At 72.0% G+C, this 18,402-nt stretch carries 17 protein-coding genes; 5 read left to right on the forward strand and 12 right to left on the reverse strand.

The window, feature by feature from the left end; genetic code table 11:
* Positions 1 to 79 precede the first annotated feature (79 nt).
* Positions 80 to 502: an RDD family protein gene (locus VGN18_RS06720; protein WP_327538887.1), complete on the reverse strand. Its 423-nt coding sequence runs from the start codon at positions 500 to 502 to the stop codon at positions 80 to 82.
* Positions 503 to 510: 8 nt separating this feature from the next.
* Entirely contained in the window at positions 511 to 1,272 is a 762-nt protein-coding gene (locus VGN18_RS06725; protein ID WP_327538888.1) for a DUF4191 domain-containing protein, read from the reverse strand.
* 155 nt (positions 1,273 to 1,427) lie between these two features.
* On the opposite strand from VGN18_RS06725, the gene VGN18_RS06730 reads away from it, so the two are divergent.
* A complete protein-coding gene (locus tag VGN18_RS06730) occupies positions 1,428 to 2,195 on the forward strand; it encodes a C40 family peptidase (protein WP_327538889.1) in 768 nt (255 codons plus the stop codon).
* Between the two features lie 237 nt (positions 2,196 to 2,432).
* Here the strand turns inward: VGN18_RS06730 and lipA are convergent, their stop codons facing one another.
* Genes lipA through lipB form a run of 3 tightly spaced genes read right to left on the reverse strand, consistent with a single transcriptional unit; the run spans position 2,433 to position 4,387 of the window.
* Positions 2,433 to 3,368, reverse strand: a complete 936-nt coding sequence (gene lipA / locus VGN18_RS06735; RefSeq protein WP_327538890.1) for a lipoyl synthase — start codon at positions 3,366 to 3,368, stop codon at positions 2,433 to 2,435.
* Positions 3,369 to 3,398: 30 nt separating this feature from the next.
* On the reverse strand, positions 3,399 to 3,737 hold the full coding sequence (locus tag VGN18_RS06740) for a hypothetical protein (protein WP_327538891.1): 339 nt from the start codon (positions 3,735 to 3,737) through the stop codon (positions 3,399 to 3,401).
* A gap of 5 nt (positions 3,738 to 3,742) precedes the next feature.
* Positions 3,743 to 4,387 carry a lipoyl(octanoyl) transferase LipB gene (gene lipB, locus VGN18_RS06745; RefSeq protein ID WP_327538892.1) on the reverse strand — a complete coding sequence of 215 codons (645 nt, stop codon included), beginning with the start codon at positions 4,385 to 4,387 and terminating at the stop codon, positions 3,743 to 3,745.
* A gap of 126 nt (positions 4,388 to 4,513) precedes the next feature.
* Here lipB and VGN18_RS06750 point away from each other — a divergent pair, with 126 nt between their 5' ends.
* On the forward strand, positions 4,514 to 6,745 hold the full coding sequence (locus VGN18_RS06750) for an MMPL family transporter (protein WP_327538893.1): 2,232 nt from the start codon (positions 4,514 to 4,516) through the stop codon (positions 6,743 to 6,745).
* A 6-nt stretch (positions 6,746 to 6,751) separates the two neighbouring features.
* Here VGN18_RS06750 and VGN18_RS06755 read toward each other — a convergent pair whose 3' ends face one another.
* Entirely contained in the window at positions 6,752 to 7,480 is a 729-nt protein-coding gene (locus VGN18_RS06755; RefSeq protein ID WP_327538894.1) for a peptidase E, read from the reverse strand.
* 119 nt (positions 7,481 to 7,599) lie between these two features.
* Between VGN18_RS06755 and VGN18_RS06760 the strand changes: the two genes are divergently transcribed.
* Complete coding sequence (locus tag VGN18_RS06760; protein WP_327538895.1) at positions 7,600 to 9,300, forward strand: serine/threonine-protein kinase; 1,701 nt, start codon at positions 7,600 to 7,602, stop codon at positions 9,298 to 9,300.
* A 5-nt stretch (positions 9,301 to 9,305) separates the two neighbouring features.
* Here the strand turns inward: VGN18_RS06760 and VGN18_RS06765 are convergent, their stop codons facing one another.
* From VGN18_RS06765 to lpdA, 3 genes are read right to left on the reverse strand one after another with little or no spacing between them, the layout of a single operon-like run.
* Positions 9,306 to 10,193 (reverse strand): TIGR01777 family oxidoreductase, encoded by an 888-nt coding sequence (locus VGN18_RS06765; RefSeq protein ID WP_327538896.1) that lies wholly within the window; start codon positions 10,191 to 10,193, stop codon positions 9,306 to 9,308.
* Positions 10,193 to 11,635: a 2-oxoglutarate dehydrogenase, E2 component, dihydrolipoamide succinyltransferase gene (sucB, locus tag VGN18_RS06770; RefSeq protein WP_327538897.1), complete on the reverse strand. Its 1,443-nt coding sequence runs from the start codon at positions 11,633 to 11,635 to the stop codon at positions 10,193 to 10,195. Before sucB ends, VGN18_RS06765 begins: the two co-directional genes overlap by 1 nt.
* Before the next feature lie 52 nt (positions 11,636 to 11,687).
* Positions 11,688 to 13,124 carry a dihydrolipoyl dehydrogenase gene (gene lpdA / locus VGN18_RS06775; RefSeq protein WP_414655019.1) on the reverse strand — a complete coding sequence of 479 codons (1,437 nt, stop codon included), beginning with the start codon at positions 13,122 to 13,124 and terminating at the stop codon, positions 11,688 to 11,690.
* Positions 13,125 to 13,213: 89 nt separating this feature from the next.
* Here lpdA and VGN18_RS06780 point away from each other — a divergent pair, with 89 nt between their 5' ends.
* A complete protein-coding gene (locus VGN18_RS06780; RefSeq protein ID WP_327538899.1) occupies positions 13,214 to 13,531 on the forward strand; it encodes a hypothetical protein in 318 nt (105 codons plus the stop codon).
* A 101-nt stretch (positions 13,532 to 13,632) separates the two neighbouring features.
* Here the strand turns inward: VGN18_RS06780 and VGN18_RS06785 are convergent, their stop codons facing one another.
* The gene (locus VGN18_RS06785; protein ID WP_327538900.1) at positions 13,633 to 15,099 is read right to left on the reverse strand and encodes a leucyl aminopeptidase; all 1,467 of its coding nucleotides are present in this window, start codon (positions 15,097 to 15,099) and stop codon (positions 13,633 to 13,635) included.
* A gap of 60 nt (positions 15,100 to 15,159) precedes the next feature.
* Here VGN18_RS06785 and gcvT point away from each other — a divergent pair, with 60 nt between their 5' ends.
* Entirely contained in the window at positions 15,160 to 16,272 is a 1,113-nt protein-coding gene (gene gcvT, locus VGN18_RS06790) for a glycine cleavage system aminomethyltransferase GcvT (protein WP_327538901.1), read from the forward strand.
* Here the strand turns inward: gcvT and VGN18_RS06795 are convergent.
* Entirely contained in the window at positions 16,269 to 17,429 is a 1,161-nt protein-coding gene (locus VGN18_RS06795; RefSeq protein WP_327538902.1) for an AI-2E family transporter, read from the reverse strand. The genes gcvT and VGN18_RS06795 overlap by 4 nt on opposite strands.
* Complete coding sequence (locus VGN18_RS06800) at positions 17,426 to 18,316, reverse strand: nicotinate-nucleotide--dimethylbenzimidazole phosphoribosyltransferase (protein WP_327538903.1); 891 nt, start codon at positions 18,314 to 18,316, stop codon at positions 17,426 to 17,428. The genes VGN18_RS06795 and VGN18_RS06800 overlap by 4 nt, the downstream gene beginning before the upstream one ends.
* Positions 18,317 to 18,402 lie beyond the last annotated feature (86 nt).

Below are 18,402 nucleotides of genomic sequence, written 5' to 3' on the forward strand. Positions count from 1 at the left end.
GACCGTATTGAGCCGCGGTTGCCGCGGGGTATCCCGATTGTTTCCTGGATGTTTCGCGGGGTCGGGCGGTCATGTCGCCCTACGCCTTCACGACGGCGGTGTCGGTCAGGCGGTCGTGCATCCCGCGGCCGTCGCGGTCGAAGACCACGGCGGGCACGAGGAGGAACAGCAGAACGGTCCGGACGACCGCCCGCACCGGGTCGACCGCGGCTGTGCGGTCGACGCGGACGAGACGGAGCCCGAACAGGTACATCCCGACCGTGCGGCCGGCGACGAGCGTGCCGACCAGGTAGTCGACGGCCAGCGGGATGAGACTCCACGAACCGGGGAGCTTGTCGGCGAAGGTGCCACCGCCGGAGCGGACGAACAACGCCGCCACGAGCGTCGAGGCCAGCGCGTCGACGAGGAAGGCGGCCAGACGCGGGCCGGTAGGCGCCAGCGAGCCCCGGCCCGTCTGCGGGAGGCCGAGTTGCTCGCCGCGGAACGTCTGCGGGGCGCTCATCTGGTCGGTCAGGACCGCCGCCGCACGGTGCGCTGCACGTTGCGCATCTTGGCACCCTGCGGCATCGGGCCCTGGGGGAGCGGGGCGCGCGCGCCACCGAGGGCCGAGAGCCGCTTCTCGAGCGTGCCGACCTGCTCCTTGGAGAGGTTGGCCGGCAGCTTGAGCAGGTACTTGTTGAGCTTCGACAGACGGACGTCGCTCTCGCCGGTGCCGATCGTGATGTCGTAGATCGGGGTGTCGCCGACGACGCGAGCCGTGCGCTTCTTCTCCTGGGCCAGCAGGCCGCGGACGCGGTGCGGCGCCCCCTCGCCGACGAGCACGACCCCCGGGCGACCGACCAGGCGGTGGACGGCGTCGAGCTGCGTGGTTCCGGCGACGGCCTGGGTGAGCCGCCAGTCGCCGCGCAGCTGCTGCTGGAGCATCCAGCCCGCCGCACCCGCCTGGCCCTCGGCCTGGGCGAACATCGAACTCTGCGCGCGGCGCGAGAACACCAGCATGGCGACGAAGGCACCGGCGATGAGGGCCAGCGGGATCGGCACCCAGACGGAACCGGAGACCCAGAACGCCAGCAGGTAGACGATCGCGACCGTCAGCAGGCCGAACAGCAGCAGGTAGGGCAGGAACTTCGGGTCGTTCTGCCGCGTGAGGGTGAACGCCTGACGCACATTGCTGAACGATTCGCGTCGTTGGGCGCGCTTCGCCGAGCGCAGCACCTTCTTCTCGGCGCGATTCGGTTTCGCCGGCTTCTGCGACCCCGCGGATTTGGCCATACCGCCCAGGATAGTGGCGGGCCCGAATGGGGACGCACCGAGTCTCTTCGTCCCGGTTTGCGTGAAAGCTACGTTTGCGCTGTCACCGTTTCGTTATGCATACTCGCTAGGTCCCGCCGTTGATCTTGGCGTGGGCCCGACCTGGGGAGAAGACGTTGTTCCGACGCACATTGCCGGCTCTCGTGCTGGGCGCGCTCACCGCCGCCCTGCTGACGGCACCCGCGGCCGGGGCGGCGACCGCGCCGCCCAAGGGCGGCATCAGCTCGGCCGTCCAGAACACCTTCACGCACGCGCTCGTGGTGCGCGGCTGGGCCTACGACCCGGCCCGGCCGGCGACCTCGATCGTCGTCGAGTTCTACGCGAACGGCGTCTTCATCGGCCGCACCACCGCCGACCACGACAGCCCCGTACTGGTCAGCAAGTACCGCATCCCCGGCCGGCACGCGTTCTCGTTCGCGGTCAGCCGTGGAACCGTCCCCACGATCGTGGCCCGCTCGGGCGGTGTAACCAACGGCGCCCGCACCACCCTCGCCACGAAGCCGGTCAGCCACTACTGGCCCTCGCCGGGCGATCGGATCGTCACCGTCGCCAAGCGCTATGTCGGCACCACGCGTTACGTCGACGGCGGCTCGACCCCGAGCACCGGCTTCGACTGCTCGGGGTACACCGCCTGGGTCTACTCGCACGCGCTGGTGAAGACCCTGCCGCACAACGCCGAGGCCCAGCGCCGCGGCATGCGCCTGATCTCCGCCGCCGCCGCGCGCCCCGGGGATCTCGTCTTCTACCTCAGCGGCGGTACCGCCTACCACGTCGCGATCTACGCCGGTCACCACATGCAGTACGCCGCCGCCACCGCGAGGGACGGCATTCGCTACCAGGCTGTCTGGTCCAGCGCTGTGCAGTACCGAACCGACTGGCACTGAACTCACCCGCCGGGTCGGACCCGGTCCGACCCGCTCGCTCCGCTCGGGGCCGTCCTGAGGTCCGATTCGCAGCCTCGCTGGGACCGCAAGCTCACGTCGTTCGCGCGTGGCGTCGCCCCCGAAGGTTGAGTGGCGAGTCGAGGGGTTGAGTGGCGAGTATCTATTCGCCATTCAGAGATGGACTCGCCACTCAACGTTGAGGGGCGGGCGACGGGCCTCGCGAAACCGCCCGGCGGATCAAGCCCTGGCTTCGATGGCCTGCTGGTAAAGACGGCCCGCGCGGTACGACGAGCGCACCAGGGGCCCGCTCATGACGCCGGCGAAGCCGATGTCCTCGGCCTCCTCGCGGAGCTCGACGAACTCGTCGGGCTTGACCCAGCGCTCGACCGGGTGGTGCTTGGGCGAGGGACGCAGGTACTGGGTGATGGTGATGAGCTCGCAGCCGGCGTCGTGGAGGTCCTGCAGGGCCTGGCTGATCTCGGCGCGGTCCTCGCCCATGCCGAGGATGAGGTTCGACTTGGTGACGAGACCGTCGGCGCGGGCGGCGCGGATGACGTCGAGGGAGCGTTCGTAGCGGAAGCCGGGACGGATGCGCTTGAAGATCCTCGGCACCGTCTCGATGTTGTGCGCGAACACCTCGGGCCGCGAGGAGAAGACCTCGGCCAGCAGTTCGGGCACGGCGTTGAAGTCGGGGGCCAGCAGCTCCACGCCCGTCCCGGGATTGACCTCGTGGATCTGGCGCACGGTCTCGGCGTAGAGCCACGCGCCGCCGTCGTCGAGGTCGTCGCGGGCGACGCCGGTGATCGTCGCGTAGCGCAGCCCCATCGCCTGGACGCTCTCGGCCACGCGGCGCGGCTCGTCACGGTCGAGCGGTTGCGGCCGGCCGGTGTCGATCTGGCAGAAGTCGCAGCGACGGGTGCACTGGTCGCCACCGATGAGGAACGTCGCCTCACGGTCCTCCCAGCACTCGTAGATGTTGGGGCAGCCGGCCTCCTGGCAGACCGTGTGCAGGCCCTCGCGCTTCACGAGCGCCTGGAGCTCGGTGTACTCCGGACCCATCCTGGCTCGGGTCTTGATCCACTCGGGCTTGCGCTCGATCGGCGTCCGGGTGTTCCGCTCCTCGATACGCAGGAGCCGGCGGCCTTCGGGGGGCGTGGGGCGCACTGCAGTCACCCGGTCCACAGTACGCCGCGCCCGGGGCGATCAGGCCGTCCCGAGAATGCCCTCCGCCACCAGGAAGCAGGCCAGCAGGGCGACGATCCCGACCCCGCCGACGACGATCACGTGTCGCGGTTCGCCACGGTCGGTGAGCACGGTGACCGCGGTGACGATCAGGATCACGACGGGCACGAGGGCGAATCCGAGCATGGAGCCACTCGTACGGCAGCCCAGCCCGGAACTGCCCGGCATGCACCCGTACTTCGCCGACGCCGCCAGCAGCGCGACCAGACCGGCGGCGAGACCGCCGAGCCAGACGACGGTGAGCACGATGCGCCGCGCCGCCCGCGACCGTCCGTCGACCCCGCGCGAGTGCCGGGCCATCTCGGTCAGGCGGTGACGTGAGCGCCGACGAGCAGCGCGTCCAGGTGACGCTCCACGACCGGGAGCACCTCGTCGACCGGCACGTCGCGGCCGAGCTCACGGCTCAGCGAGGTGACACCGGCGTCGGCGATGCCGCACGGCACGATGCGGTCGAACCAGGTGAGGTCGGGGTCGCAGTTGATCGCGAAGCCGTGCAGCGCGACACCCTGGGCGACCCGGATGCCGATGGCCGCGATCTTGCGCTCGGGACCGGTGCCGTCGGCCGGTAGCCACACGCCGCTGCGGCCCTCGACCTGGCCGGCGGTCACGCCGATCTCGGCGCAGACCTCGATCAGCATGTGCTCCATGCGCCGGACGTAGGCCACGACGTCGATGGGGTCGGCCAGGCGCAGGATCGGGTAGCCGACGAGCTGACCGGGCCCGTGCCACGTGATCTTCCCGCCCCGGTCGACGTCGATGACCGGGGTGCCGTCGCTCGGTCGCTCCCAGACCTCGGTGCGCCGGCCCGCGGTGTAGACCGGCGGGTGCTCGAGGAGCAGAACGGTGCCCGGGTTCGTGCCGTCGACGACCGCGGCGTGGATCTCGCGCTGGCGGGCCCAGGCCTCCTCGTAGGGGACGAGACCGGCCCGGTTCACCTGAAGTTCGCTCACGCGTCCAAACTACCGAGCCTTCGCGGATCGCCGGTGACGAATGTCAGGGGTCATTGGGGGAGAATCCCCATCGAAACCTGTCGGTGCTCCTCGATACGGTCTTGCAGAACCTGAGGAGGCACCATCATGACGATGACGGATCTGTCGTCGCAGCGGCAGTCATCACCCAAACCTCGCCGGCCCCGAGTCGTCTACGCCTTCGGCGCGCTGGCCATCGTGATCTTCCTGATCGGCCTCGCCGGGGGCTCGTACCAGGGCAAGTTGGCGGACGTGCAGAAGAACGACAATTCGTCCTTCCTGCCCGGTTCGGCCGACTCGACGAAGGTCGCGAACGAGTCCGAGAAGTTCAACTCGATCGTCTCGATCCCCGGCTTCGTCGTCTACCAGCGCGACGGCGGTCTCACCGCGTCCGACAAGCAGAAGATCGCGGCCGACATCGCCAAGTTCCGCCAGATCAAGGGCGTGGCGGCGGACGAGATCGGCCGCCCGCAGTACTCGACGAAGAGCAACGCGGTGGCCACCGTCGGGGTACCCCTGATCGGCCGCGACAACGGCAAGCCGGTGAACGGTCCGGCGCTCGTCGACGCCGAGAAGGCGGTGTTGAAGGCTGCCCGGGACGGCGCCCCCGGCGGCCTCGTGATCCACAGCGCGGGTGCCGGTGGCGTGCTCGTCGCGTTCATCGACGCCTTCAGCGGTCTCGACGGCTCGTTGCTCATCTCGGCCGGACTGGTCGTCATCATCATCCTGCTGTTCGTCTACCGCAGCCCGGTGTTGTGGTTCTTCCCGCTGTTCAGCGCCGGGCTCGCCCTCGGCGCGGCGGCGCTCGTCATCTACCCGCTGGCCAAGCACGGCGTCATCACGCTGAACGGGCAGAGCCAGGGCATCCTCTCGGTGCTCGTGATCGGCGCGGGCACCGACTACGCGTTGTTGCTGATCAGCCGGTACCGCGAGGAGTTGCACGAGTACCAGAGCCGCGTCGCGGCGATGATCGCGGCGATGAAGGGAGCGGCCCCGCCGATCCTGGCCTCGGCGACGACCGTGATCCTCGGCCTGATCTGCCTGACCATCGCCGACCTGAACTCCACCGCCGGTCTCGGCCCGGTGTGCGCGATCGGTATCGCCTGCACCGTCGTCGTCATGCTCACGGTGCTGCCGGCCCTGCTCGTGATCTCGGGGCGCTGGATCTTCTGGCCCAAGCGCCCGCGCCTCGACCACCAGACCGACATCATGACCACGCACGGCGTGTGGGGCCGGTTCTCCCGCGGGCTCACCGCGCACAGCCGGCGCAACTGGGCGGTGTCCGGCGTCCTGCTCCTGGCGTGCGTGGCGGCGATCGTCGGCCTCAAGACCCAGGGTCTGTCGACGGTCGACGGGTTCACGACCAAGCCCGACGCGATCGTGGGCCAGGGCATCTACGACGCCAACTTCAACAAGGGAGCCGGTGCTCCCGCGGAGATCCTGGCCAACGTCGCGAAGGTCGACGACGTCAGGGCCGCGGCCATGAAGGTCAAGGGGATTGACGACCAGCAGGTCTGCGTCGCCACCGACTTCGGCAAGCTCGCCGCGGCGGCGAAGGCGGGCGGGGGCACCATTCCGGCCGGCTCGTTCGACGCGAACGGGTGCGCGGCGCCGGCGTTGCAGGTGACCCCGCAGGGCGGCAAGACCATCGTCAACGCCACGCTGACCTCGAGCTACGACTCGTCGGCGGCCTACGACACCGTGCGTCGGTTGCGGGTTGCTCTGCACGACGTGTCCGGGGCCGATGCGCTCGTCGGTGGCCAGTCGGCGGTGAACCTCGACGTCCAGGACGCCTCCCGGCACGACCGCAACGTGATCATCCCGCTGGTGCTGCTCGTCATCCTGTTGGTGCTCGGGGTCGTGCTGCGGGCGCTCATCGCGCCGATCATCCTGATCGGCACGGTGGTGCTCTCGTTCACCGCCGCGCTCGGTGTCAGCGCGCTGTTCTTCAACCACGTGTTCCACTTCAAGAACGCCGACCCGGCGTTCCCGCTGTTCGCGTTCGTGTTCCTCGTGGCGCTGGGCATCGACTACAACATCTTCCTGATGACCCGGGTCCGGGAGGAGACGGTGGAGCACGGCACGAAGGAGGGCATCGTCCGCGGCCTCGCCGTCACCGGTGGCGTCATCACCTCGGCCGGGCTCGTGCTGGCCGCGACGTTCGTGGTGCTCGGGGTGCTGCCGATCGTGTTCCTGGCCGAGCTGGGCTTCACCGTGGCCTTCGGCGTCCTGCTCGACACGATCGTGGTGCGCTCGATCCTGGTGCCGGCGCTCAGCCACGACATCGGGAAGAAGATCTGGTGGCCGTCCAAGCTGGCCGGCGCCGGAGCGCGCGACTGACGCAGGTCAGAGGCGGCGCGTGTCGAGCCTGGTCTCGACCGCGCCGCCATCGGCGTCGCGCTCGACCCAGTACGCCGCGGCGTCGTCCAGCTCGGTGACGGCCTCGACGAACTCGGTGCCGCGATAGAGGACGCCGACGCCGTCGTCGGTGGCGTAGCCGGCGGGCAGCGTGCCGTCGGCGATCAGTGACTGGAACAGCGGGCGCCGCTGCTCCTCGTTGTCGTAGTGCACCCCGTTCGAGTACGGCACCAGGCCGAGACCGTTCGTGATGGGGCGCAGGTCGGGGCCGAAGGAGTCGGTGGTGCCGCCCACGTGCCAGCAGATCGATCCGGCCGAGACGCCGGTCAGCACGACGCCGGCCTGCCACGCCGTCCGCATGGCCTCGTCCACGCCGTGCAGGCGCCACATCGCGAGCAGGCCGGCGACGCTGCCGCCCCACACCCAGACGACGTCCTGGGCCAGGAGGTGCTCGGTGACGTCCTCGACGTTGGGCATCGGGAACACGGCCAGGTGCGAGGCCGACAGCCGGTGGTGGGCGGCGGCGTTGTAGAAGTTCAGGACGATGCCCGGGTTGTCGCCGAGTGCGGTGGCCAGGAAGCAGACCCGCGGCGCGCGGCCGGTGACCCCGGCGAGTTCGATCGCGTACTCGGTCAGGGGGCCGAGGTGCCACGGCACGCGATCGGCGGGGACGGCGCCCCCGGAGGTGGCGAGGATGGTCGGCGCGTCGGCGGTCATCCGACGACCCTATGGCCGCCTCCGTGCCGATTTGCCGGTGGGGGCCGGTGGCCGGATCGGTCGGATCCGCCCTGTGGACAACCCGGGGTCGGCCCCGATCCGGCCCTACGGTTGCGATCATGACCAGCACGACGTGGAAGCTGCGGGGGTACGCCGTCGAGCGGCTGCTCGGTCGCGGCGGCTCGGGTGACGTCTGGCAGGGGCGGGTGGCGGCGACGGGTGAGGCGGTCGCGCTGAAACGGCTCCCCGTGCGTGACCCGGCGCAGCTGCGGCGCGCGCACGCCGAGGCGGCGCTGCTCAGTGTGCTCGACCACCCGCATCTGGTCCGGCTGCACGCGCTGGTGCCCGACCACGGGGTCGCCGTGCTCGTGCTCGATCTCGCCGACGGTGGATCGCTCGCCGACCTGCTCGCGGTACGGGGCCGGCTCACCCCGGGTGAGGTCATCACCGCCGTCGCGCCCGTCGCGGCGGCCCTTTCCTACGCCCACACCCAGGGGGTCGTCCACGGCGACGTGAGCGCCGCCAACGTGCTGTTCACCGCCGGCGGGGTCTCGCTGCTGGCCGATCTCGGGGTGGCCCGCCTGACCGGCGACGACGCCGACGCCGAGAGCACGCCGTGCTACGTCGATCCGTCCGTGGCGGTCGGCTGTATGCCGGGCACCCAGAGCGACGTCTTCATGCTGGCCGGGGTCACTCTGCACGCGCTCACCGGGGCCCCGACCTGGCCCGGGAATTCTGCCGACGAGGCCCTGGCCGCCGCACGCGCGGGCGCGCCGCTCGATGTCTCCGACCGGCTCGCCGCGGCCGGCGTGCCGGCGGAGATGGCTCGCGTGGTGCTGCGCGGCCTGTCGCCCGAGGGGCATCTGCGCGGCACGGCCGCCGACTTCGCCCTCGACCTGCGCCACAGCGATCGTCCGGTCGCCGTCGAGCTCGCGGCCGGCCGGTCCCGGGGGAGCCTTGCCGCGCCGACGGTGGTGCCGACGGGGGTGGCGAACGATGTGCTGGCGGGTGCTCCGCCGGGCGGCTCGCGTCGGGTCGGTGGCCGGCATGCCGCGCAGACGATGAGCGGCACCTCGCAGCCCGTGCTGTCCTGGCGTCGCGACGGCGGGGGATTGCGCACGAGTGCGTCGATCTCCGAGCTCGTCGCGCCGGCGGGTCCGGGCGCGGCCGGGCCGGGTTTCCGTGCGCCGGGGGCGCCCCCGCCGACCCGCGCGGTCGGGCCCCGGCCGCGCCCGGTGATCCCGCGGCCCCGGCAACGCCGGATCGATCGGCGGGCCGTTGCCGGGCTGGGTGCCCTCGTCGTGGCGGCGGCCGTCGCGGTAGTGGTGGCCTGGCCGGTGTGGGGGCAGTCGGCGCGCTCGCCCTCGGCCGGGTCGGGCACGTCCGCGGGGCGGTCGTTCGCTGTCGCGCGGACGCAACCGGCCCGCCGCAGCCCTACGCCCGTTGCGTCGCCCCCCGGGCTCGCGGCCCTGGCCGCCCTCGACGCCGTCCGGGCCCGCGCGTTCGCCGAGCGGGACCCGCGGCTGCTGGGTTCGGTCTACGCGCCGGGCGCGCTGCTGGCCGCCGACACCGCGCTGCTGGTGCGCCTGGTGCCGGCCGGCTGCCGCCTGCTCGGCGTCCGCACCGAGTACACGGGCGGGCGCAGCCGAACCCGACCCGACGGCACCGAACTGGTCGTCAGCGCCCGGCTCCGGCCCTCGACGCTCACCTGCCGTGGCCGCCCGGCCCGGAGCGCACCTGGGGTCGGGCCGGCCACCCTGCTGGTCGTCCTGCGGCGTACGGCGACCGGCCCGCGCATCGTGGAACTGCGACGGCAGTGAGTCGGTCAGACGCCCAGCTCGGCCCGCAGCGCGGACTCGAGGTTGTTGTGCGCGAAGGTGAAGCCGGCCTCGTGCAGCCGCTTGGGCACGGCGTTCTGGCCGGTCAGCACGTCGTCGGCGAACTCGCCCAGCGCGATCTTGGCGGCGAAGCCCGGCACCGGCAGCACGGTCGGCCGGCGCAGCACGTGGCCGAGGGTCTTGGTGAAGTCGGCGTTGCGCACCGGGGCCGGGCCGGTCAGGTTCACCGGGCCGGCGACATCGTGCTCGATCAGGAAGCGGATCGCCGCGATCTCGTCGGTGAGCGAGATCCAGGGCATGTACTGCTTCCCGCTGCCGAGCTTGCCGGCGATGCCGGCCCTCACCAACGGGGTCAGCCGCTTGAGCAGGCCGCCGTGCTTGGCCAGCACCAGGCCGGTGCGCAGGTGGGTCACGCGCACCCCCGCGGCGTTGGCCGGCTCCGCCGCGGCTTCCCACTGAACGCAGACGTCGGCGAGGAACGACGAACCGGCCGGCGTCTGCTCGTCGACCAGCGCGTCGCCGGTGTCGCCGTAGTAGCCGACGGCCGAGGCACAGATCAGCACCGGCGCACCGCCGTACTCGGCCAGCGAGCGCGCCATGGTGCCGACGCTGTCAACCCGGCTCTGCACGATCTGGCGCTTGTAGTCGTCGGTCCAGCGGTGATCGCCGACGCCGACGCCGGACAGGCAGACGACGGCGTCGGACCCCGCGACGAAGTCCGGGTCGAGCCGATCGTGCGCGGGGTCCCAGCTGTCCTCGTCCGGCTCGGAGGTGTCGTGGCGGACGAGCGTCTTGACGTGATGCCCGTCCCCCCGCAGCGACTGCTTGAGCGCGGTGCCGATCAGCCCGGACGCACCGGTGAGGACGATCTGCATCAGCCGAGGCCGAGGGCCCGCTCGAAGGCGCCCGCCTCGAGCCGCTCCTTCATCGTGACCAGGAACCGGGCGGCGTCGGCGCCGTCGACGATGCGGTGGTCGTAGGACAGCGCGAGGTAAACCATCGAGCGCACCGCGATCGTCTCGCCGACGTCCTCGGTGTTGATGACCACCGGGCGCTTCACGACCGCGCCGGTGCCGAGGATGCCGACCTGCGGCTGATTGATGATCGGGGTGTCGAACAGCGCCCCGCGGCTGCCGGTGTTGGTCAGCGTGAACGTGCCGCCGCCGAGCTCGTCCGGGCTCACCTTGTTCGCGCGGGTGCGCTCGGCGAGATCGGCGATCTTGCGGGCGATGCCGGCCAGGTTGAGGTCACCGGCGTCGTGGATGACCGGTACCAGCAGGCCGCGATCGGTGTCGACCGCGATGCCCAGGTGCTCGGCGTCGTGGAAGGTGACCGTCCTGGCGTCCATGTCAACCGACGCGTTGACCTTCGGGTTCGACTTGAGGGCCTCGATCGCCGCGACCGCGAAGAACGGCAGGAACGACAGCTTCACGCCCTCGCGGGCCTCGAAGTCCTTCTTGGCGCGGTCACGCAGCCGGGCGATGCGGGTCACGTCGACCTCGACGACCGTGGTGAGCTGGGCCGAGGTCTGCAGCGACTCGACCATGCGGGTGGCGATCACCTGGCGCATGCGCGACATCGGCTCGACCTTGCCGCGCTGCGACGCTGCTGCGGCGGCGGGCGCCGCCGGCTTCGACGCTGCGGGCGCGCTCGGGGCGGCCGGCTCGGGCTCGGGCTCGGCGGCCTTCTCTGCGGCGGCGATGACGTCGGACTTGCGGATGCGACCGCCCACACCGGTGCCGGTGATCGTCGAGAGGTCGACACCGTGCTCGCTCGCCAGCTTGCGCACGAGCGGGGTGACGTACGTGCCGGCGACGTCGTCGTCGGAGTCGTCGCCGGGCTCGCTCGCCGCCTTCGGCGTCTCGGCCGGGGCCGGGGCGACCGCCGCCGCCGGGGCGGGCCGCGGCTTGGGCTTCTCGGCCGGCTCGGGCTCCGGCTCCGCCTCGGACTGCGCGGCGGGCTCGGGCTCCGGCTCCGGCTCCGGCTCCGGTTCCGGCTCTGGCTCCGGCTCCGGCTCGGGTTCCGGCTCGGGCTCGGCCACGGACGAGCCGGAGTCGTCCGACGAGCCGGCGTCGTCACCGGCGTCGCCGATCACGGCCAGCTCGACGCCGATCTCGACGGTCTCGTCCTCCTGGACCTTGATGGACAGCACGGTGCCGGAGGCGGGGGAGGGCACCTCGGTGTCGACCTTGTCGGTCGAGACCTCGAGCAGCGGCTCGTCGGCGTCGACGTGATCGCCCTCGCTCTTCAGCCAGCGGGTCACGGTGCCCTCGGTGACACTCTCACCCAGGCGCGGCATGGTCACGGACGTCGGCATGGTCCAGGGACTCCTTCAGGAGAATACGAACGGCAGGGTGGGTGGGAGCGGGTCAGTCGTGCACGTGCAGGGGCTTACCCGCCAGGAGCAGGTGCGCCTCACCGATCGCCTCGGACTGCGTCGGGTGCGGGTGGATGAGCTGCGCGACCTCGCTGGGCAGCGCCTCCCAGTTGTAGATCAGCTGGGCCTCGGCGATGAGCTCGCCGACGCGGTCGCCGACGATGTGCACGCCCACGACCGTTCCCACAACACCATCCTTCTGCATGGCGACGAGCTTCACGGCACCCTTGGTGTTCAGGATGGCCGACTTGCCGTTGCCGGACAGGTCGTAGGTGACGGTCTTGATGTTGTCGGCGCCGAAGCGCTCGGCGGCGTCGGCCTCGGACAGGCCGACCGACGCGACCTCGGGCTGGCAGTAGGTGATGCGCGGAACGCCGGCGTAGTCGATCGGCACGACCGGCAGACCGGCGATGTGCTCGGCCACCTGGATGCCCTCGGCGAAGCCGACGTGGGCGAGCTGCAGGTGCGGGTCGCCGTTGATCGAGATCAGGTCGCCCACGGCGTAGACGCCGTCGACCGAGGTACGCAGGTACTCGTCGGTGACGACGAAGCCGCGCTCGATGGTGACGCCCTGCTCCTCGTAACCGAGGCCCTGCGACACCGGGCCGCGACCGACGGCGACGAGCAGCAGCTCGGCCTCGATCGTGTCGCCGCCCTCGAGGTGGACCTTCACGCCGTGATCGGTGTCCTCGACGCTGGCGAACTTCGTCCCGAGCTTGAAGTCGATCTTGCGGCGGCGGAAGGCCCGCTCGAGCAGCTTGGAGTTCGCCTCGTCCTCGAGGGGGACGAGGTGGGGCAGCGCTTCGACGATGGTGACCTTGGTGCCGAACGACGTCCACGCCGACGCGAACTCGCAGCCGATGACGCCGCCGCCGAGGACGACGGCCGACTCGGGGACGTGGTCCAGTTGGAGGGCCTGCTCGCTGGCGATGACGCGGGTGCCGTCGAGCTCGAGGCCGGGCAGCGTGCGCGAGTACGAACCGGTGGCGAGCACGACGTTGGTGCCGGTGAAGGTGTCGTCGCCGACCTGGACCGTCTTGGGGCCGACGAGCTTGCCCTCACCCTCGACGATCTCGATCCCGCGGGCCTTGATCAGCCCGGTGAGACCCTTCCAGTTCTTGGTGATGACGCCGTCCTTGTACTTGTTGACGCCGCCCATGTCGATGCCCTCGAGCGTGGCGTTCACGCCGAACTGCGCGCTCTCGCGGGCCGAATCGGCCACCTCACCGGCGTGCAGCAGGGCCTTCGTGGGGATGCAGCCGCGGTGCAGGCAGGTGCCGCCGACCTTGTCCTTCTCGATGAGGACGACGGACTTGCCGAGCTCGGCCGCCCGCAGCGCCGCTGCGTAGCCGCCGCTGCCTCCGCCGAGGATGACGAGGTCGGACTGCTTCTCTGCCACTGATGCTCCTTCGTTGGATCGCAGATCCATCTTGGCACTGCCCGCCGACGGGTGGGTACACGGCCTTTGCCCAGCCGGTGCTTCGGCCGTTTCCGGGCCGGCGGTGCGATGATGCCGCGATGGGTCTGCTGCGACGACGCAAGGACAAGCCCGGCACGCTGCGCACCGCCTCCCGGGGCGACCTCGCGCACCTGGACGAGTTCCTGCACACCCGCAGCGGGGTCGAGGCGTTCGTCGAGCCCCGCACCACCGTCACCGACACCACGATCCTGCTCGTCGCGTCGACCGGGGAGTGGACCCGACGCCGGGTCGACGGCCCCGACGGCGCGGCCGACTTCGCGAAGAAGAACAAGATCCCGATCTACGCCATCGAGCAGGTCGGCTACCCGCAGCGCATGCGCGACTGGAACGCCCGCAAGAAGGCCGCGGGCGACTGACGTCTCCGCCCGTCCGTCCCGTCCCGCCCCGATCAGGTTGAGTGGCGACTTCCGCGTTCAATGGCGACTAAGGACGCGCCACTGAACGCACAACTCGCCACTCAACGGCTGGGGGCGGCGCGGCCGGCGAGGTGCTCGGCGGCGGCAATGAGCGTGCGCACGCCGGCGCCGGTGCCGCCCTTGGGCGTGTAGTCGCGCGGGCCCCCGTTGTTGAAGGCGGGGCCGGCGATGTCCAGGTGTACCCAGGGCAGGCCCGCGGGCACGAACTCGCCGAGGAAGCGACCGGCGACGAGCATGCCGCCCCACCGTTCGGTCGGCACGTTCTGCAGGTCGGCGACGGGGGAGTCGAGCCCGGCCCGCAGCTCGTCGGGCAGCGGCATGGGCCAGATGCCCTCGCCGGCCGTGCCCGCGGCGGCGACGACCGTGTCGCGCCACTCGGGCGCACCCATGGCCCCCATCATCCGCGGGCCGAGCGCCACCAGCTGGGCGCCGGTCAGCGTGGAGATCTCGATGAGGTGGTCGGGTTCGTCCTCCAGCGCGCGGGTGATCGCGTCGGCGAGCACGAGCCGGCCCTCGGCGTCGGTGTCGCCGACCTCGACGGTGCTGCCGTCGTACATGCGCAGCACGTCGGACGGGCGGTAGGACGTACCCGAGGGCATGTTCTCGGCCATGGGCGCCGTGGCCGTCACCGACACCGGCAGCTTGAGCGCGGCGATCGCCAGGATGCTCGCGATCACCGCGGCGGCGCCGCCCATGTCGGACTTCATCCAGAGCAGGTTGGCCGTCTTGAGGTTGAGGCCGCCGGAGTCGAACGTGATGCCCTTTCCGACGAGGGCGAGGTGCGCCTTCGCCCTGGCCGGACGGTAGGTGATGCGCACCAGCCGCGGGCCGCGCACGCTGCCCGCGCCGACGCCGAGGATGCCCCCGTACTTCCCCTTCTTCAACGCCTTCTCGTCGAGCACCTCGACGGTCAGCCCGGCCTCCTTCGCCAGCTCGGCAGCCCGGGCGGCGAACGTCTCGGGGTAGAGGTCGTTCGGTGGCGTGTTCACGAGGTCGCGCACCCGGCAGACCGCCTCGGCGACCACGGCGGCCCGGCGAACCGCGGCCCGGGCCGAGGTCGGACCGGCGATGCTGATCGTGCGCAGCGCGGGCTTGGCCGGCGACGACTTGTAGGCGGTGAACGTGTACGCGCCCAGCAGCGCGCCCTCGGCCAGCGCGCCGTGGTCAGCGTCGATCGCGAGGTGCACGCGCCGGTGACCGGACAGCGTCCGCAGCGCCGCCCCGGCTGCGCGCCGGGCCGCCTCGGGGGAGGTCGGGTCGTCACCGAGGCCGGTGCTGACGACGAGCGGGAAGTCGGCCAGCCCGAGGGTCGGCACTTTCAGTACCTCGTCGGGCCGCCCGGAAGCGCCCAGGGCGCGCAGCGCGTCGTGCAGGCGCCCACCGAGCGCGGCGTCGATCGAGGCCGCCCCGTCGACCAGCTTCGGACCGTTCTTGGTGGTTCGCAGCCCGACCACGACAGCGTCGGCGCGCAGGGCGGTGGTCGGGGCGATGATCGACACTGAGGGCATCCGGCGATCCTAGGGCTCCGACCCGGGCGGGCGCGGGAGCGCGTCGGTAGGTTCACCGGTATGACCGACGCCCTGCTGCACTCGCCCCTCCACGACCGGCACGTCGACCTCGGTGCCAAGCTCGCCGACTTCGGCGGCTGGGAGATGCCGATCGAGTACACCGCGAGCGGCGGCGGGGTGCTGAAGGAACACGCCGCCGTGCGCGAGAGCGTCGGCATCTTCGACGTGTCGCACCTCGGCAAGGCGACGGTCCGCGGCCCGGGCGCGCGTGACTTCGTCAACGCGTGCCTGTCCAACGACCTCGCCCGGATCGCGCCGGGGCAGGCCCAGTACACGCTGTGCTGCGACGAGTCCGGCGGCGTGGTCGACGACCTCATCGCCTACCTGGTCGCCGACGACGACGTGTTCCTCGTGCCGAACGCGGCCAACACGTCCGAGGTCGTGCGGCGCCTGGCCGCGGCCGCGCCCGAGGGCATCGAGGTCGTCGGCCAGCACCAGGACTTCGGCGTGCTCGCCGTGCAGGGGCCGCGCTCGGCCGAGGTGCTCGAGCGCATCGGCCTGCCGGCCGGGCTCGACTACATGTCCTACGTCGACGCGACGTGGGACGGCCGCGACGTGCGCATCTGCCGCACGGGGTACACCGGCGAGCACGGCTACGAGCTCATCCCGGCCTGGGGCGACGTCACGGTGCTGTGGGACGCGCTCGTCGAGGTCGTCCGCGCGTCCGGCGGTATGCCGGCCGGTCTCGGGGCGCGCGACACGCTGCGCACCGAGATGGGTTACCCGCTGCACGGACAGGACCTCTCGCTCGACATCTCGCCTCTGCAGGCCCGTTCGGGCTGGGCCGTCGGCTGGAAGAAGGACGCGTTCTGGGGCCGCGCCGCCCTGACCGCCGAGAAGGAGTCCGGCCCGGCCCGCGTGCTGCGCGGCATCGAGGCCCTCGACCGCGGCATCCCGCGCGCGCACATGCCGGTGCTGTCGGCGGCGGGCGACGTGATCGGCGAGGTCACCAGCGGGACGTTCTCGCCGACCCGCCGGGTCGGCATCGGGCTGGCGCTGATCTCGGCCGACGCCGGGGTCGAGGACGGCGACGAGGTGGCCCTCGACGTGCGGGGCCGGCGCAGTGCGGTGAAGGTCGTGCGGCCGCCGTTCGTCGACTCGCACGTGCGTTAGTCGGCCGCCGACCCCTCGACCTCGACCCGCTGCTCCGCCGGTGGCGGCGACTCCTTGACCGGGAAGTCCGCGTCGCCGACCGGTTCCGGCGGGGTCTCGCGCAGGGCGTGGACCGTCGAGTTCAGGAATGCGACGAGCGGCACGGCCAGCAGCGCCCCGACGATGCCCGCGAGGGTGGTGCCGGTGATGACCGCGAGCGCGATGGCCAGCGGGTGCACCGCGACGCTGCGGCTCATGATGAACGGCTGCAGCAGGTGCGCCTCGAGCTGGATGAGGACGACGATCGCGATGGCCACGACGAGCGCGGCGGTGAGGCCGTGCTCGAGCAGGGCCACGGCGACGCTCAGCGAGCCGGTGACGGTGAGACCGATCAGCGGGATGAACGAGCCCAGGAAGATCAGCACGCCCAGGGCGGCCGCGAGCGGCACGCGCAGCACGAACAGCACGATCATCACCGAGATGCCATGGAACAGCGCGATCAGCACCTGGCCGCGCATGTAGCCGCCGAGGGTGCGCCACCCGACCCGGCCGGCGACGTCCATGCGAGCGTGGGCGGTGCGCGGGAACAGGCGCAGCGTCCACTGCCAGATCGCCTCACCGTCACGCAGCAGGAAGAAGGTCGAGAGCAGGATCAGCAGCAGCGCCCCGAGGAACTCGGCCACCGTGCGGATGGTCGTGATCGCCCCGCTGATCAGAGTGCCCTTGTTGTTCTTGACGGCGTCGGTGATCTGCTGGCTGAGCTTGTCGAGGTCGGCCGACTTCAGGTGCAGCGGCCCCGTCTGCAGCCAGTCCTTGACCTTGTCGACGAAGGCGGTGACCTGGTCGCCGAGCTGGGTCGAGTGCTGCGTGATCTGCCACGAGACGAACCAGCCGATGCCGGCGAGCACGGCCAGCCCGATCAGCAGGGCAAGCGCGGCCGGGATCGACGGCGGCCCGGGCAGGATCCGGCGCAGCCGCCGCTCGAGCGGGTGCAGCACGGCGGTGAAGAACAGGGCGAGGACGAAGGAGAACGCGACGAGCTCGATGGTGAGGAACGCCTGGGCCAGGTAGTAGAGCCCGACGCCGATGATCAGCAGGCGCCACGTCCAGGCCGCGGCCACCCGGACCGGCCAGGTGACCGCCTCGACCGCGTCGCGCTTCGGCGGTGCCTCGCTCATGCTTCGTCCCCCCACTGCTCGGCCACTCGTACCGCCGCGTTCAGGACGGCCACGGCCAGGACGCCGGCGACGCCGTCGCCCGGGGCCGTGTCGAGCCCGAGCAGCGGCTCGTGGTGCAGCTCGCGGACGGCGCGCGACTGCACCGGGTCCGGCGAGGAGTCGGCGACCCGCCACCAGCGGGTGGCGCGGGACTGGACGTCGTGGGCGAGCACCGCGGCGGCGAGTGCGATCGGACCGTCGAGGATCAGCGGCGTGCGGCGCGCCGTGGCCCGCAGCACGAAGCCGACGACCGCGCCGAGCTCCGGATCGGCCAGCGCGTCCAGCAGTTGATCGGGCTGCGAGCGCAGGGAGACCACCTCGCGCCGGCGGTCGCGCAGGGCGCTGGCCGCGCGGATCCACGCCGCCGTGTCGGCGGCGGCCGGGCCGCGGGGGAGCAGGGCGACCGGCTCGGCCCCGGTGAGCAGGCCGACGAGGACGGCCGCGGCCCGGGTGTCGCCGGCGGCCGAGACGACGGCCAGATCGGCGCCGGCGTCGACCTCGGCGTCGGCGGCCGCGGCCCCGAGCGAGAGGGCCCGGGCCACCGTCGTGCCGGAGTCGAGGCGGATCTCGCGCACGCCCACGCCCGATGCCTGGGCCAGGGCCGCCGCGGCCGCGGGAAGCCGGCCGAACGCGACGAGTCGCGGGCGGTGCGGCGCCGTCGGGGGGAAGCGTCCCTGGGTCGTGGCGAGCCACTCGACGAGGTCGGGCAGACGGCCGGCCGGGCCGGGACGGGCGCCCCGGGCCCGCTCGGCGGCTCCGGCGTCGGGCCAGTCGATGTCGGCGCCGAGGCCGAGGACGCCGGTCGTCCCGACCGCGTCGCCGGGCTGCTCGCTCGCCAGGTCCGTCACCGCGCCAGTATGCCCGCCGGGCCCCGTCGTAACCCGGCGCCGCGGCGCGCGCCGGGTGTCCCAGCACCGGTCGTCGGGCGACGTGA

Origin of the sequence: Jatrophihabitans sp. (assembly GCF_036000465.1) — a bacterium.
Taxonomy (GTDB): domain Bacteria; phylum Actinomycetota; class Actinomycetes; order Mycobacteriales; family Jatrophihabitantaceae; genus Jatrophihabitans.